This is a genomic window from Citrobacter meridianamericanus (assembly GCF_041320245.1).
GTDB classification, from domain to species: Bacteria; Pseudomonadota; Gammaproteobacteria; order Enterobacterales; family Enterobacteriaceae; genus Citrobacter; species Citrobacter meridianamericanus.
This window is the reverse complement of record NZ_CP101036.1, coordinates 778,690-793,988: the sequence shown is the minus strand read 5'-3', so window position 1 is coordinate 793,988 and position 15,299 is coordinate 778,690. Positions and strand designations below refer to the sequence as shown.

At 54.6% G+C, this 15,299-nt stretch carries 11 protein-coding genes and 5 pseudogenes; 10 read left to right on the top strand and 6 right to left on the bottom strand.

Features of this window, described 5'->3' with window-relative positions:
* The first annotated feature begins 3 nt into the window (after positions 1-3).
* From NMD08_RS03830 to NMD08_RS03795, 8 genes and pseudogenes are all read left to right on the top strand, one after another.
* A pseudogene (locus NMD08_RS03830) lies at positions 4-1,279 on the top strand (MFS transporter).
* Positions 1,276-2,706 carry a glycoside hydrolase family 32 protein gene (locus tag NMD08_RS03825; RefSeq protein ID WP_000813683.1) on the top strand — a complete coding sequence of 477 codons (1,431 nt, stop codon included), beginning with the start codon at positions 1,276-1,278 and terminating at the stop codon, positions 2,704-2,706. Before NMD08_RS03830 ends, NMD08_RS03825 begins: the two are co-directional and overlap by 4 nt.
* Before the next feature lie 63 nt (positions 2,707-2,769).
* The gene (gene crr, locus NMD08_RS03820) at positions 2,770-3,285 is read left to right on the top strand and encodes a PTS glucose transporter subunit IIA (protein WP_115799780.1); all 516 of its coding nucleotides are present in this window, start codon (positions 2,770-2,772) and stop codon (positions 3,283-3,285) included.
* A gap of 54 nt (positions 3,286-3,339) precedes the next feature.
* Positions 3,340-3,750 (top strand): annotated as a pseudogene (locus NMD08_RS03815) (group II intron maturase-specific domain-containing protein); the annotation flags it as partial.
* Between the two features lie 80 nt (positions 3,751-3,830).
* Positions 3,831-4,018, top strand: a pseudogene (locus NMD08_RS03810) (DDE-type integrase/transposase/recombinase); the annotation flags it as partial.
* Between the two features lie 229 nt (positions 4,019-4,247).
* Entirely contained in the window at positions 4,248-4,580 is a 333-nt protein-coding gene (locus tag NMD08_RS03805) for an IS66 family insertion sequence element accessory protein TnpB (protein WP_370620199.1), read from the top strand.
* The gene (tnpB, locus tag NMD08_RS03800; RefSeq protein ID WP_370619524.1) at positions 4,567-4,947 is read left to right on the top strand and encodes an IS66 family insertion sequence element accessory protein TnpB; all 381 of its coding nucleotides are present in this window, start codon (positions 4,567-4,569) and stop codon (positions 4,945-4,947) included. Before NMD08_RS03805 ends, tnpB begins: the two co-directional genes overlap by 14 nt.
* Positions 4,948-4,953: 6 nt before the next feature.
* Positions 4,954-6,562: pseudogene (locus NMD08_RS03795) on the top strand (IS66 family transposase).
* Positions 6,563-6,809: 247 nt separating this feature from the next.
* Here the strand turns inward: NMD08_RS03795 and NMD08_RS03790 are convergent.
* The 6 genes and pseudogenes from NMD08_RS03790 to NMD08_RS03765 form a co-directional block, all read right to left on the bottom strand.
* Positions 6,810-7,814: a LacI family DNA-binding transcriptional regulator gene (locus NMD08_RS03790; RefSeq protein WP_003029591.1), complete on the bottom strand. Its 1,005-nt coding sequence runs from the start codon at positions 7,812-7,814 to the stop codon at positions 6,810-6,812.
* A gap of 29 nt (positions 7,815-7,843) precedes the next feature.
* On the bottom strand, positions 7,844-9,244 hold the full coding sequence (locus tag NMD08_RS03785; RefSeq protein ID WP_032180917.1) for a sucrose-6-phosphate hydrolase: 1,401 nt from the start codon (positions 9,242-9,244) through the stop codon (positions 7,844-7,846).
* A complete protein-coding gene (locus NMD08_RS03780) occupies positions 9,244-10,614 on the bottom strand; it encodes a sucrose-specific PTS transporter subunit IIBC (protein ID WP_000345204.1) in 1,371 nt (456 codons plus the stop codon). The genes NMD08_RS03785 and NMD08_RS03780 overlap by 1 nt, the downstream gene beginning before the upstream one ends.
* A 137-nt stretch (positions 10,615-10,751) precedes the next feature.
* A pseudogene (locus NMD08_RS03775) lies at positions 10,752-12,267 on the bottom strand (carbohydrate porin).
* Between the two features lie 165 nt (positions 12,268-12,432).
* Positions 12,433-13,356, bottom strand: coding sequence for an aminoimidazole riboside kinase (locus tag NMD08_RS03770; protein ID WP_003029584.1), 924 nt, complete (start codon positions 13,354-13,356; stop codon positions 12,433-12,435).
* A 227-nt stretch (positions 13,357-13,583) separates the two neighbouring features.
* A complete protein-coding gene (locus NMD08_RS03765) occupies positions 13,584-13,727 on the bottom strand; it encodes a helix-turn-helix transcriptional regulator (protein WP_223870241.1) in 144 nt (47 codons plus the stop codon).
* 413 nt (positions 13,728-14,140) lie between these two features.
* Here NMD08_RS03765 and NMD08_RS03760 point away from each other — a divergent pair, with 413 nt between their 5' ends.
* Positions 14,141-14,554, top strand: a complete 414-nt coding sequence (locus tag NMD08_RS03760; protein WP_370619562.1) for a maltose acetyltransferase domain-containing protein — start codon at positions 14,141-14,143, stop codon at positions 14,552-14,554.
* A gap of 45 nt (positions 14,555-14,599) precedes the next feature.
* Positions 14,600-15,256, top strand: coding sequence for an ATP-binding protein (locus NMD08_RS03755; protein WP_101701271.1), 657 nt, complete (start codon positions 14,600-14,602; stop codon positions 15,254-15,256).
* Positions 15,257-15,299: the final 43 nt, after the last annotated feature.

Sequence of the window (15,299 nt, the reverse complement as noted above, 5' to 3'; positions counted from 1 at the left end):
ATAATGAATACTGTCAGTACTCATAAAAACCCCGATTTCTGGATATTTGGTCTGTTCTTTTTCTCTACTTTTTCATCATGGCAACCTGTTTCCCGTTTCTGCCCGTCTGGCTGTCAGACATTGTGGGGCTGAGTAAAACGGATACCGGGATTGTTTTTTCATGCCTCTCCCTGTTTGCCATCAGCTTCCAGCCGCTGCTGGGGGTCATCTCAGACCGTCTTGGCCTGAAAAAACACCTGATGTGGATCATCAGCCTGCTGCTGGTCCTGTTTGCACCGTTCTTTCTGTACGTTTTTGCGCCGCTGCTGCGGTTCAACATCTGGGCCGGAGCACTGAGCGGCGGGATTTTTATCGGCTTCGTTTTTTCTGCGGGAGCCGGTGCCATCGAAGCCTATATTGAACGTGTCAGCCGCAGCAGCGGATTTGAATACGGTAAGGCCCGGATGTTCGGCTGTCTGGGCTGGGCGCTGTGTGCCACCACGGCAGGGCTGCTTTTCAACGTGGATCCGTCCCTGGTATTCTGGATGGGGTCCGGCTGCGCATTGCTGCTGGTCCTTCTGGTGGCGCTGGCGCGTCCCGGAACCAGTCAGACAGCGATGGTCATGAATGCGCTGGGTGCCAACTCGCCCGTGATTTCCGCCGGAATGGTGTTCAGTCTGTTTCGTATGCGTCAGATGTGGATGTTCGTGCTTTACATGATTGGGGTGGCCTGCGTCTATGACGTGTTTGACCAGCAGTTTGCCACGTTCTTCCGTGCATTTTTTGACACGCCGCAGGCGGGGATCCGGGCATTTGGTTTTGCCACCACGGCTGGCGAGATTTGCAATGCCATCATCATGTTCTGCTCCCCTGGATAATCAACCGCATTGGTGCCAAAAACACACTGCTTGTCGCGGGTCTGATTATGACCATCCGCATCACAGGGTCGGCCTTTGCCACCACGGCTACTGAAGTGGTGAGCCTGAAAATGCTGCATGCCCTTGAAGTCCCATTCCTGCTGGTTGGTGCGTTCAAGTATATCACCGGCGTGTTTGATACCCGGCTGTCGGCCACCATTTATCTGATTGGCTTTCAGTTCTCCAAACAACTGGCGGCGATATTCCTCTCAACCTTTGCAGGTCACCTGTATGACCGCATGGGGTTCCAGAACACCTATCTGGTTCTGGGCGGTATTGTCCTTGCGGTCACCGTGTTATCGGCTTTCACCCTGAGCAGTACCCGTAAAACGGCTGCCCCGTCAGCAGAAACCGCTACAGCACAGACGGAGGTTCGCTTATGAAACAGCGTCTTGCCTCTGCACAGGTTGCACTTGATACACTCCGCGCCCGTCGTGGTGATACCTGGTACCCGGTTTTTCATCTGGCTCCACCTGCCGGATGGATGAATGATCCGAACGGGCTTATTTATTTCAGCGGTCGCTATCACGCATTCTTTCAGCACCATCCGGCAAGTGAACATCAGGGGCCGATGCACTGGGGACATGCCACCAGTCCGGACATGCTGCACTGGCAGCATGAGCCGGTTGCGCTGGCACCCGGTGATGAATATGACCGGGATGGCTGTTTTTCCGGCAGCGCAGTGGACGACAACGGCGTGCTGTCGCTTATCTACACCGGTCATCTCTGTCTGGAGGATCGGGGGGATGACAGCATCATCCGCGAAGTCCAGTGTCTGGCAACCAGCCGTGACGGCATTCACTTTGAGAAGCAGGGCTGCGTGCTGACGCCACCGGAAGGCATCATGCATTTCCGTGACCCGAAGGTCTGGCGGGAAGGGGGATACTGGTGGATGGTTATCGGCGCGCGGGATACCTCTGACACCGGTCAGGTGCTGCTGTATCGCGGCACATCCCTGCGGGACTGGCGCCAGGAACGGGTTCTAGCGCAGTCGGCAGCCGGAGAAAGCTATATGTGGGAATGTCCGGACTTTTTCCGCTGTGGCGACCATCACTGGCTGATGTTCTCCCCGCAGGGGATGACGCCCGGCGGATACCGGTTCCGCAACCGCTTTCAGAGCGGAGTTTTACCGGGTCACTGGCAGCCGGGGGCCGCCTTTGCCCTGAGCGGGGCATTTGAAGAACTGGATCACGGTCATGATTTTTATGCCCCGCAGTCCCTGGTCGCGGAGGACGGACGGCGCATCATCATGGCCTGGATGAATATGTGGGACTCCCCGATGCCTACAAAGCGTGAGGCCTGGGCCGGATGTCTGACCCTGCCGAGGGAACTTTTTGAACGCCATGGTCGTCTGTGTCAGCGTCCGGTTCGCGAAGCCGAATCCCTTCGCGGGACGTGCCAGCCGTTACACCCTGTAAGGCTCAGTGGCACGCAGTTGCTGGCTGAGGACGCACAGGCCGTGGAACTGGTGCTGACGTGGCATACCCTCGACAGTCAGGCAGAGCATTACGGCATCCACCTGGGAGACGGGCTCCGGCTGTATGTGGATAACCAGGCAGGACGGCTGGTGCTTTGGCGTCACTACCCGGATGAGGGGCTGGACGGTTACCGCAGTATCGCGCTGCCTGGCGCAGAATATCTGACGCTACGGGTTTTCCTGGACCGTTCATCGGTGGAAGTGTTCGTTAACGATGGCGATGCCACCCTGTCCAGCCGTATTTACCCGCAGCCCGGAACCCGCCGGTTGTCGCTATATGCAGCTCACGGCGAGGCTGTGCTGACGGACGGCTCACTGTGGACGCTGGCCTGAAATAATTCCACTGCCGTCGGTGACGGCAGTACTTTCGGTTCACCCGTAATGAAGGAAAGCACAATGGGATTACTGGGCAGGATTAAACAACTGATAAGTGAAAATGAGAAACCGGCGGAAGTCACCAGCGTGATGGCACCGCTGTCCGGTGAAATTGTCCCTCTGGACACGGTTCCGGATGCTGTGTTTGCCGGGAAAATAGTGGGGGATGGTATTGCTATCCGTCCTTCCGGCGGCGATACCTTGATGGCTCCTGTCAGCGGCACTATCGGTAAAATACTGGAGACAAACCACGCGTTTTCCATCCGCACCGACAGTGGCACTGAACTGTTCGTGCACTTCGGTATTAACACAGTTGACCTCAGGGGAGAGGGTTTCCGGCGTATTGCCCAGGAAGGCCAGCTGATCAGCACCGGTGACCCCGTCATCGGGTTTGACCTTGCGTTACTTCAGCAGAAAGCACAGTCCACGCTGACACCGGTGATTGTGGCGGACTCTGACCGTGTCCAGGAGATAACCCTGTTCTCCGGCCCGGTCATCGCCGGAGAAACACCGGTTTTTGATATCAGCAGCCAGTAAGCGCCATGAGTGACAATATCGCCAGCGGGCAGCTGGTATCAGGGAAAGCCGCACAACTACAGTGAAAGCAAAGTCGATATGGCTGAACAACTCAACCGAAAACTGAAAGGCTGGGCCATGTTCTATCAGTTCGTTGATTTTAAGGCCAAAGTCTTCAGTTATATCGACCGTGTCGTGTTCTGGAAGCTGGCTCACTGGCTGGCCCGCAAATACCGTACAGGTATCGCTTCCCTGATGAGGTGGTGGTGTAAATCACCGAAACCGGGTCAGAGCAAAACGTGGGTTTTATTTGGTAAAACCAATCACGGCAAGCTCAGCGGCGAAATACTGTACCGGTTGGTGGGGCAAGGCAAGAAGCTGTTCCGCTGGCGGCTACCCGAAGGTAATCCCTATCTGAGGACGGAGACCAGAAACACGTATACATCGCGCTTTACAGAAGTGGCAATGGCGTTCGCCAGCATTTAAATGGAGAGCCGGATGCGCTGAAAGGTGCACGTCCGGTTCGGGGAGGAGAGGCAGGGAAATAGTCCGACTACGCCCTGCCTCTTACTCTACTCTGGACAGGCAAGCGTTGGGCTTACCTTGCTGTTGTTCTCGATCTGTTCGCAAGGAAACCTGAGGGTTGGGCAATGTCATTCTCACCGGACAGCAAGCTGACATCAAAGCGCTGGAAATTGCGTGGGAAGCTTGCGGTAAACCCGCCGGAGTGATGTTCCACAGTGACAGTAATAATGCCGGTGTCAGTCTTTACCACCACTCAGTTTGCCGTTTAACCCGATTGGTGTGATTACTGATGCAGTGAAGACCTTTCCGCATCACATCACTACAAATATTGATTTTTAATTGTTGGATTCGCACCAGATTTCACCTCTGTAGGGTAGTAAGCATCCGGTGAACTCATATTTTCTTAATTATTTCAGCAGGTAATATCAGCGTCATCTTCCACTGATGAAGGATATTTGCTGATGAGACAGCGATGGTTCATTGAACAGAAAAAGCAACATGTCGCCAGTTGGCGGGCCAGTGGGCTTACCCGCCAGCAGTACTGCGAACTTAACGACATTCCCTTTACTTCCTTTCGTGAATGGCCGCAGGATGTCGCAAAGGCCGAACGACGCGCCAGCGAACCCGCTGTGCTGCCCGTACATATCACTGAAGCTACCCCGCCTGCTGAACCCTCTTTACCTGAGGTAAATGAGCCCGTAACCCTCTTTCTCCCCGGAGGAATACGCATGTGCTGCCATCCTTCACAACTGACTGATGTCTTCAGGGCCCTCAAATATGCTGACACCTGAAAACGTCTTCCTCGCCGTTCAACCCGTTGATATGCGGCGTGGCATCGACACGCTGACGCAGTACGTCCAGGATGAACTCAAATCGTCCTGGCATGAGGGGGCTGCCTTTGTCTTCACCAATAAAGCCCGTTCGCGCATCAAAGTGCTACGCTGGGATAAACATGGTGTCTGGCTGTGTGTTCGTCGCCTGCACAAAGGCCACTTCCGCTGGCCCCGGGCAAATGATGCCGCCTGGCGCCTGACACCCGATGAGTTCAGCTGGCTTATCAGCGGCGTTGACTGGCAACAGGTAAAAGGCCACGACCTCGCAAAGTGGGTCTTCCGGAACTCATCTGAATCTGTATCAAAACCCGCCATAACCTTATGAACAATAATGATTATCCATGCCGGGTACGGTATAATAGCCCGCATGGATATCTCCGTTCTCTCTACCACAAACGACATCGAACAGCTTCGCACTCTGGCACTTGCCATGGTGCAAAATGCCGTGTCTGAGAACGCTGAAAAACAAGAAAAACTCCAGCAGCAGAATATCTCTCTTCAGCAACGCATCCTTCTGCTGGAAGAAGCGCTGAAACTGGCACGCCAGCAACGGTTCGGTAAAAAGGGCGAAACACTGGCCGGCATGCAACGCTCCCTGTTCGAAGAGGATATGGATGCGGATATCGCTGCTGTTGAAGCGCAACTGGACACACTGCTCCCGGCCGAAGAAAAAGAAGCCCTGGAGCGCCCGGCGCGAAAACCTCTCCCGGCTCATCTTCCGCGTGTCACAAAGACCATCGAACCGGCCTCAACCGAAAGCTGCCCTGACTGTCAGGGCGCACTGCGCCACATCCGTGATGAAGTGAGCGAAAAGCTGGAATATATCCCGGCCCGCGTCGTGGTTAACCGGTACGTTCGTCCGCAGTATGGCTGCACCTGTTGCCAGCGGGTGGTCAGCGGTGATATGCCTGCACACATTATCCCAAAAGGTGTCGCAGAGCCGTCACTCATCGCCCAGGTAGTGATCAGCAAGCACTGCGACCATATGCCTCTGTACCGCCAGCAGCCGGTTCTGGCACGTTCAGATATCCATCTTCCCGTCAGCACGATGGCCGATATGGTCGGCCGTGCGGGGGTAGCGCTGATGCCACTGGCAGAATCACTGCACCGGATACTGCTGACACGCGATGTGCTGCATGCTGATGAAACGCCTCTGCAAATCCTGGACACAAGAAAGGGCGGCAAAGCCCGCGCCGGCTATCTGTGGGCTTATGTCAGCGGTGAAAAAGTGGCCCAGCTATCGTCTGCTTCGACAGTCAGCCTGGCCGGAGCAGCAGATACGTGGCGGAATACCTGAAAGACTGGGCCGGAAACCTGGTGGTTGACGGATATCCGGCGTATGAAACGCTGGCCGGGCAGAACAAAGGGGTCGTGCTGACGGGGTGCTGGGCACATGCCCGCAGAAACTTCGCCGACCTTTATAAAGCGAGTAAAGATCCCCGGGCCGAAATGGCCGTCAGGCAGATCGCCGGGCTGTACCGGCTGGAAAGAAGATCCGCCACAGGCCAGTGGAAAAGATCCGGCAGTGGCGGCAGCGCTATGCACGCCCGGTGCTGGAAAAGTTGTGGCAATGGCTGGAGCAGCAGAAAAATGCATGCCCGGAGAACTCAGCGCTGGGAAAAGCGATCGCGTATGCGCTGAAACGACGGGTTGCCCTCAGCTGCTTCCTGGAGGATGGCGCGTTGCCACTGGACAACAATCGCTGCGAGAGAACCATCAGGCCGGTGGTGATGGGGCGTTCAAACTGGCTCTTCGCTGGTTCGGCTGTGGCGGGCGAGCGCGCAGCCAGAATAATGAGTCTGCTGGAAACGGCGAAAATGAATGGCCTTGATCCACATGCCTGGCTGACGGATGTTCTGCAACGGTTACCGGGCTGGCCGGAAGAAGAGCTGGACGCGTTACTGCCTCTGCCAGGGTTCAGCTTCGGGGACAACGTCTGACAGAAAGCTCCCGATGTCCGCACTAAGGACATGCGTACCTGACAACGTAAATAGCGACACCCCGCATAGCACATGGCTTCAGAGCGACCACACACCTGACTCAGTTCCTGCGCTACAGGCGCGAAAAACCTTACTCAGTACTTCACCACCTGACGAACGCCTCCCCGAAAACCTGATACAGGTCTCAGCGACCTGTCAATGTGAGTTCACCGGAAGCACACGTAGGGTATTCAAAAATGCTCAGTTATTACTGATGCCTAAACTGCAGCGTTGCGGGCAGGTAGCGTTGTAGCGTTTCGGGCGTATCGCCCTCGATCAATTGGCTTATCAGATCATAGCAGTGCCAGGCCAACTGGCGGTTATCCTGCTGTACGGTATCGATACGCAGCGACAGCGAATCATAAAGATAGTGATCGTCAAAGCTCGTCAGATGGATATCTGAGTCGAGTAAATGGTGCTGGCTCATATAGCGCAGTACCCCTTCGAGCAGTCCACAGGCGGCAGTGAACAGCGCCTTAGGCGGCCGCCCAAGTCGCGCGCAGAGTGCGGCGAACATCTCATAGCCTGAGCTCGGGTGGTAGTTACCGTTAATCACCCATTCCGGGCGCAGTGCAATACCCGCCTGAGCCAAACCCTGCGTGAAGCCGGTCAGACGATCGCGTGAAGGCGACAGACGCGACTGACCGCCTAAAAACCAGAACTCATCGCTATGCTTAGGTGCAATGCGGGAAATCAGTTCCGCCGTTGGGGTAATCGAATCAGTCATCACCAGCGGCAGCAGGCTTTCATTAGGACAACGGTCAAACAGCACTACTGGCAGTTGTTGGCTGAGCTTAAGATAGTCGGCATCGTTGTGCATACATGAAGCGACGATCAGACCGTCAACCTGGCGGGAAATCATGTTATTGACCACCACGCTCTCCTGACCGGGGTTTTCATCAGTACAAGAGATCAATAGCTGGACGCCTGCTTCGCGGCACAGCATTTCCAGCTCATGTGAAAAGACCGCAAAGCCGTGGTTGGTGATCTCCGGCACCACCAGTCCGATGGTGTGGCTGCGGTTGTCGCGCAGCGAGCGGGCGTGAATGCTTGGCTGATAGTGCTGCTCACGGGCAATCGCCAGTACTCGCTCACGCGTTTCCTGCGCCACACGCAGCTCCTTACCACGACCGTTCAGTACTAGGCTGGCGGTCGCTTTTGAGACGCCAGCCTGTTCGGCGATATCTTTAATGGTTACGCGTTTAGTTTTCATTACGACGCCATGAGCTTGAGGCAAAACGCTTATTCTACCATGCAAGTTCGCAGCGGCCAGTAGCAGAATGCGTCCGGTGTGATGCCAGAGAACATTAGCTGCCCTGAACAGGCCGGGAAGTAGCGGCAGCTCATCACTCCTTCGCCGCCGTTGATGAAAATCTCCACGCTAGACTGGTCGATGAAAATATGCAGCGAGCGGACGTCTCCGCGCCAGTAACGATAATGCTTCTCGTCGCTGGCCAGACTGGGTCGGGCCAGGCGGATCCCGCTGGCATCGCGTTCAAGGATTAATGCGCCGTCAAAATCGAGGCTCAAAATATCGTCCCCAGTGGTTTGTAGAACGATTTCCATCGGTGCCAGCGGCAGGGAGTTCCCTGCCCAGCCGTGCGCTTCGCCGCGCAGGGCGCTCAGCTCTCGTAGAGGACGTTGGTATAGCTGACCATCGATAAACTCCAGCTCACGCAGGCAGGTCATCTGATGGATCCAGCCGTTGGTGAGGGTCGGTTGAAGCATCTCTTCGCCCTCCGGCACGCCCATCCAGCCGACCAGCAGACGGCGGCCATCACTGGTAAGCATGGTTTGCGGGGCGTAGAACTCAAACCCTGCGTCCAATTCGTGCAGTTCGCCATGCCCGAAGGCCGCGCGGTGGTAGTCGAAATCGCCGCTCATCCACACTGCCGGGTAGGTGTTGAGATAGCGCTCTTTCTCACGAGGCACGCCCTGCGGGCAGCAAATCAGGACATGCTGGTCGCCGAGGGCAAACAGGTCCGGGCATTCCCACATATAGCCCGCGTCGTCCAGGCCATTGATGCCATAACCGGCGATTTCGCCCTGACTCGTCCACTCATGAAGGTCCGCTGAGCTGAATAACAACACCTTGCCACGCTTTTGCAAATCCTGTGCGCCCAGCACCATGTACCAGCGACCTTCGTGCTGCCAGACTTTCGGGTCACGCACGTGGCCGGTATAGCCCTCCGGCAGCGGTAATACCGGGCCGAGTTTGGTAAACGTGCCGTCGGCATTTTCCGTCGCCAGGCACTGCCACGCGGTTCGGCTGCCGTCGTCAAATTTTACGTTGCCGGTATAGCACAGGGTGAGCGTGCCCTGACTATCCACGGCGCTTCCGGAGTAGCAGCCGTTGCGGTCATACTCTTCATCCGGCATGAGCGCGATCGGCTCATGTTGCCAGTGCAGCAGGTCGGCAGAGCTCCAGTGCCCCCAGCACTTGAACTTATGATCGCAGGCGAGCGGGTTCCACTGATAAAACAGGTGATAACGTCCGGCAAATTCAATAAAGCCGTTGGGATCGTTCATCAGCCCGGTCACCGGCGCATGGTGCCAGCGGGGATAGTGGCTGTCGGCCAGCGCGCGCGGCTGGCCCTGCATAACAGCCTGCAAAATCGCAGGCAGGCGTGATGGATGTGACATTATTCAGCGTCCGTTTTGTATTTCAGTACCAGGGAGACGACAAAGGCGACGCCAAAGGCGATAACCATCCCGATAATGTAGTTCAGCAGCGAGCTGGCCTGCACGATAGCCATGCCAGGGATAGCCGTCAGGCCCACCGCGGTCATGTAAACATGCATGGATACCACCCACGCGCCGCCCACCGCGCCGCCAATCAGGGCTGCGATAAACGGTTTTACAAAGCGTAAGTTAATACCAAAAATCGCCGCTTCGGTGATGCCGAGCATGGCAGAAAACGCCGAGGGCAGGGTAATGGCTTTGATTTTGGCATCTTTCGTTTTGAACCACACCGCCAGACAAGCACCGCCCTGAGCGACGTTGGCCATCGCCCAAATCGGCAGCAGGAAGTTGACGCCGATGGATGGGTTGCCCAGCAGTCCCGCTTCGATGGCGTGGAAGCTGTGGTGAATACCGGTAATGACGATAACCGAATAGAGACCGCCAAACAGCAGTCCGGCCAGCCAACCGGCGTGGGTAATCAGGGTGCTAAGGACAAACGAAATACCGTCGCCAAGCGCGCGACCAGCCGGGCCGATAATCAGCAGGGCGATAAAACCGGAAATGATCACCGTCAGGAACGGCGTCAGGATCAGATCCAGTGCATCGGGGATCACGCGACGCAGCTGTTTCTCAACGATGCTCATAAACCACACCGCCAGCAGCACCGGGAACACCGTGCCCTGATAGCCGATCATGGCAATCTCAAGGCCGAAGAAGTTCATGGTGTGGAAACCGGCGGCCACACCCCAGGCGTTGGTGAGCGCCGGGTGAGTCAGGATGCCGCCAAGCGTCGCGCCAAGATAAGGATTACCACCGAACTCGCGGGCGGCGGTGAAGCCAATCAGGATCGGCAGAATAATAAACGCCGCTGAGCTGCACATATCCAGCATGATGTAGATGGCGTTACCCGGGTCGACCCAGCCGTACGTTTTAACCATCCCCAGAAGGCCCATCAACAGGCCGGAGGCGACGATAGCCGGGATGATCGGCACAAAGATGTTCGACAACAGGCGGGCAATGCGCTGGAAAGGATTCAGTTTTTTCGCCGCAATGTCGGCAGCTTCCGATTTGCTGGATTCGCCAATCCCTGCCGCCTGGATAAAGGCGGCGTAGACTTTGTTCACCACCCCGGTGCCGAAGATAATCTGCATCTGTCCGGCGTTACGGAAACAGCCCTTCACCCCATCAATTTTGCCGATGGCCTGCTGATCGGCCAGTGAGTCATCGACCAGCACCAGGCGCAGGCGTGTGGCACAGTGCGCGGCGCTGGCGATATTTTCCTTGCCTCCCAGAAGCGGAAGTAGCGAGCGGGAAATCTGTTCAAAATCCATAGTACCCTCTGAATGCGTATTGATTTTCGAGTTGTCGTCCCGTGGTAGCCGGAGCGCATTCTCTTCGTTGTTATTGTGTCCGGGGCGACGAAACGTATTTTGTCGCCCCGGCGGTTACTGTCGCCAGGTGTTAACCATCAAAACCAGGTTTCCATCTGCATCCCGAACGACCATTCGCCGCCCGATTTAAAACCACTGCTGCCCAGCGCGTCATCGCTGGCGTAATTATTGAGTTTTTGCTCCAGTCCATCCACGAGGTGTAAAGACGGATTTCAGGACGGCTGAAGAAATCGCCGATGTCGCCAACCTTAAAGGTCGGGGCGAAGGTGAGCTTGTAGAAGCTGCCGTTTACCGCATGGCGATCGTTATAACCTTCAGGTTTGAGATCCATATACTGGTAACTGCCTTCATAAGCGAGGGCGAAGTTTTGATTGATCTCCTGGATCAGACGCATGTTGAGGGTTGCCCACTGGTAGCTGTCGCCATCGACATAACGGTCTTTACTGGTTTGTGCCAGTATCGCTGGGGCGATAAACCAGTTCTTGCTCAGTGGCGTGGTGCCGTAGCTGGCGAAGCGCCAGGTGTTAGCCCCCGAGCGTAACGCGCCGTCAGAGCCGACACCTTTAACTTCGGCACCCAGTCCGTGACCGTAGAGCAGGGCGGTTTTGCTGGCACCTTCACGCAGGCCGTAAAAACTGTCGTTGTGCAACCCGAGCAGCGCATGTACACCGGTATTTGCCGCATCGCCTTTGACCGGATTACCGTTGGTATCCTGGCGTTCGTCGTTGTCTTTTGCCCGCATCCCGCTGACCATCATCTGCACCGGCCCGATGAAATTGTTCATGCTGACGATGTAGTTCTGCACACTGTTGCTGGTATCAGCAATATCGCCGAAGTTACGCCCGTAAAGAGAGAAGTTGCTGCGAACGCTGTCGTTCCACCTGACATCGTAAATACCGCCGCCGGTACCGGCGAGGAACACGACATCCGAGTCGATCCAGTGAATGTCAAAGTTATCCCGGTCAAAGCGTTTCCCGGCCCACAGGGTGGAGCCTTTAAACGGCCCGTCGAAGGTGGGCAAGTTGCCCAGTTCAACAAAGGCCTGACGCACGTTCAAATCACTGGTGCTCGCCGTCCAGTCGTTATAAGTGGTTTGACCGTCGGCGACCATGACTTTGAAGCGGGTCGTTGCCCCGTTATCCAGGGTCTGCTTATGTTCAAGATTCATTTCAACATAGGTATCGGCCTGGTTTCCCAGGCGGCCAATAGCCCCACCGGTTTCCCCTGCTGGCGTCATGTAGGCTCCGGATTTGGTGCTGGCGCCGGAGTCATTCATTATCACGCCGGAGCGGGCGTAGCCGTGGAACTCAAACCCGCTTTTCTCATCGGCTTTTTCTCCAGTTTGGCGGTACGCTGAGCCACTTCCTGAGTGCTGTCCTGGGTTTTTTGTTGCTGTGTCGTGAGCTGCTGTACTTTCTTCTCTGCCGACTCTGCGCGGGTTTCTGCCGTTTGCGCTCTGTTTTCGGCATCCTGTAAGCGTTTTTCCAGCGCAATTAAACGGGCTTCGATACTGCTGAGATCCGTTTGTGCATGGGCTGAGGCGGCGCCGGTTAGCAAAGCGATAAGAACCGCGAGTGTGCTTTTTCTGAACATATTGATTGCATCCCAAAAGGAAAATAAAAAATTGTGTGTTTTTGCTAAACCGGTTTAGTTGCAATGTTAAGCACGACATTTAACATTTTGAAATTGATTTTGCTAAACCGGTTTAATAAGTGTGATGGATGCAACAAAGTGGACCGCGTACGACGGTATTTAGGATCAAATCTGGCGGTGTAGATCGCGCTGGTATGGCAGGGCAGTCATCGCGCCTTTCGCCAGGGTTGCCAGGGCACCGCAGGTTTGCGCCAGAGCGAGCGTTGGCTCCAGGGCATTGATATCCGCCGGCATCCCGTTGGCAGCAAGGCTGGCAAGCAGTCCGGCGACAAACGCATCGCCCGCACCGGTGGTATCCACGCTGACAACCGGTTTAGCGCTGAAATGGATAAACTGCTGCTGGAATGCGGCGATGACGCCCGCTTTACCCTGAGTCACCAGCAGTAATTCAGGCTGATAACGCTCAGTGATGCTGGCGATCCCCTGCGCGATATCATTACTCCCGCTGATGAGTATCAGCTCTTCTTCGGACAGTTTCACCACGTTCGCCAGACGCAGGGCGCGGTCGAGACAGGCGTGCAACAGGTTCTGATCTTGCCAGAGATCCAGGCGGATATTAGGGTCAAAGCTCACCCGGCCACCGGCACGTTTGATGTTCTCCATAGCCGCGAAGGTAGCACTGCGGCTGGGCTCGGCGCTGAGCGCGATGGAGCAGATGTGCAACCACTGTCCGGCGGCAAACTGTGGCAGGTCTTCTTCAGCCAGGAACAGGTCAGCGCTGGGGCGTACCATAAAGGTAAAGGTGCGTTCACCTTGGTCATCAAGGTCGACCACCACAGTGGACGTGCGGTGATGATCGTCAAGATACATATGGCTGACGTCGACCTGCTCCTGTTGCAGGGTATGACGCATGTAGCGGCCAAACGGGTCACCGCCGACGCGGCCGATAAATCCGCTGTTGCCGCCAAGGCGGGCAACCCCTACCGCCACGTTAGCCGGCGCGCCTCCAGGGCACTGTAGCAAGCGCCCTTCACTCTCCGGTAGCAGGTCCACCACTGCGTCGCCCAGAACCCAAACTTTTGCTTTCATGCTAAAACCCTCCAAGGCTAAACTTAACTAAACCGGTTTAGCATATTAAATCACAGTGAATGAGTGGGGGAAAGTTCCAGCCGGAAAAGCACTGCTCAGGGCATAAAAACGTGAGCCGCCTTACGAAATAGAATTGATCGACAGCTGTGAAGACTTACGTCCTGGACACAAATGGATCCTGGATAAATTACCATGCAACTTGATGAAATTATCATGTTTTATCTTATTTACAGATAAATCAAAGGGCTTTTAACACCACACTTCTTGGCATAATGGTTAAGTGTAGTAATGCTCGCTCTGGATGGGTTTGCTTCTATGCTGCGCAGGTATTTGTAAGAAATACCCATTCTACTGGCGAGTTGTTGTCGCATCAGGCCAGCGAAACTGCGCAATTTCATCAGCGTTTCTGGAGGGTTTCCTTTAAAACTTCATCGACAAAACCGCTTTTTACCGTAGATACAGTAAGTGCCTCTTCTCTGCCATTATCCCAGCATCCAAGGTTACCGGGTTCTGATGTAGTCTGCCGATATGCAAGAAATGCAACGGCATCATGCTGGTTATGATGCTGTTTAATCTTCATTGTCACATGGACTATTCAGGGAGCGACAAGCGCTCCCACATGAAAACAGAACCACTCGTTTCATTTACGTGCTTCCTCAAAAGTAATCTCATACCCAATACTTCTGATTTAGTAGGGTTCTGATCATATCATGCAGCTCGATTGCGCTCAATTTGACGGTTTTCATCTTTACACAATGCTCGGTTATGATACTTTGTGATAGGCATGACAAGATCTGGCCGTAATTTTTTAGAAGTGAGTTTGCCCGCCACTTCACGGGACAGCATACATCCGGATAAAACCGGTAACAGGAAAGGCTCCACGCTGCATACGGAGGAAACAGAATTAATGAATGATAAATTGCCGCCCTGCGCTGATACCAGGGTGGAACGTGTCCGTCTTAAAGATGGGGATTACTTTTTCCCTGCTGAACCCGCCATAAAAGCGGATTCTTTGCGGACAAAATCGCTCCTTCATCGTTTTAACCACACCGATCCTGCTCATATTGATTCCCGCCTGCTACTGATGAAAGAGTTGCTGCCTGAATGTGGGGAAGGGGTATCTGTCACCACGTCTTTCCACTGCAGCAGGGGTATAACATTCGTAAGCGTCGTCTCAGCACCGTCTGGCAGATCCTGAAATTCCTGAGAGGATAGTGGACACCAAATATGGTGGACACTATCCATGAAATCATTAACCACAGTGCGTAAAAAAAGCCCTAATTATCCCGTTGAGTTCAAAATCAAAATGGTTGAACTCTCGCATCGACCAGATATCCGAGTCTTTGCGTTTGCCAGCGAGGATAAGGAGTACCAACCGTTACTCGATGATATTCTGGATGGTCCAATGGTTGGGCGTTTTGATACTGAGGAAGCCGGAAAGGCTTTGATCGATGGTGGATTGATTGAGCGTTTGATGTCAACTATCATGCCCTTTATCACTTCAGAGGCCCCTCTACCCGATACGCATCTACGTCGGGAAACAACCTGGTATTATCCACTGGAAGCTATTCGCGAAACTGTTGTAAATGCACTGGCTCATCGTGACTGGACACGCTTTGTTGAGATAGAGATTGGCTTGTATAGCAATCGATTTGAAGTTATTAGCCCAGGGGCGCTGAATAATTCGATGTCGATTGAAAAGATGGTTACAGGTCAGCGATCACCACGCAATACGATTATTATGGAAGTCTTACGTGATTATGGTTACGTTGATTTCAGGGGGATGGGAGTCAGGACAAAGATTATTCCACTAATACAGGCCATGAGTGGCCAACTCCCTGAGTTTACTGCAACAGATGATTACTTGAAAACAATACTTTATCGCTCACCATCTTCTTGATATATAAGGTCTGGCCGGTGATGCTGCCAACTTACTGATTTAG

Excerpts from the sequence above, each read along its gene's own strand:
- NMD08_RS03760 (WP_370619562.1), top strand. The coding sequence starts at position 14,141 with ATGACAAGATCTGGCCGTAATTTTTTAGAAGTGAGTTTGCCCGCCACT.
- NMD08_RS03825 (WP_000813683.1), top strand. The coding sequence starts at position 1,276 with ATGAAACAGCGTCTTGCCTCTGCACAGGTTGCACTTGATACACTCCGC.
- NMD08_RS03770 (WP_003029584.1), bottom strand. The coding sequence starts at position 13,356 with ATGAAAGCAAAAGTTTGGGTTCTGGGCGACGCAGTGGTGGACCTGCTA.
- NMD08_RS03780 (WP_000345204.1), bottom strand. The coding sequence starts at position 10,614 with ATGGATTTTGAACAGATTTCCCGCTCGCTACTTCCGCTTCTGGGAGGC.
- crr (WP_115799780.1), top strand. The coding sequence starts at position 2,770 with ATGGGATTACTGGGCAGGATTAAACAACTGATAAGTGAAAATGAGAAA.
- NMD08_RS03765 (WP_223870241.1), bottom strand. The coding sequence starts at position 13,727 with ATGCGACAACAACTCGCCAGTAGAATGGGTATTTCTTACAAATACCTG.
- NMD08_RS03790 (WP_003029591.1), bottom strand. The coding sequence starts at position 7,814 with ATGAAAACTAAACGCGTAACCATTAAAGATATCGCCGAACAGGCTGGC.
- NMD08_RS03785 (WP_032180917.1), bottom strand. The coding sequence starts at position 9,244 with ATGTCACATCCATCACGCCTGCCTGCGATTTTGCAGGCTGTTATGCAG.
- NMD08_RS03755 (WP_101701271.1), top strand. The coding sequence starts at position 14,600 with ATGAAATCATTAACCACAGTGCGTAAAAAAAGCCCTAATTATCCCGTT.
- tnpB (WP_370619524.1), top strand. The coding sequence starts at position 4,567 with ATGCTGACACCTGAAAACGTCTTCCTCGCCGTTCAACCCGTTGATATG.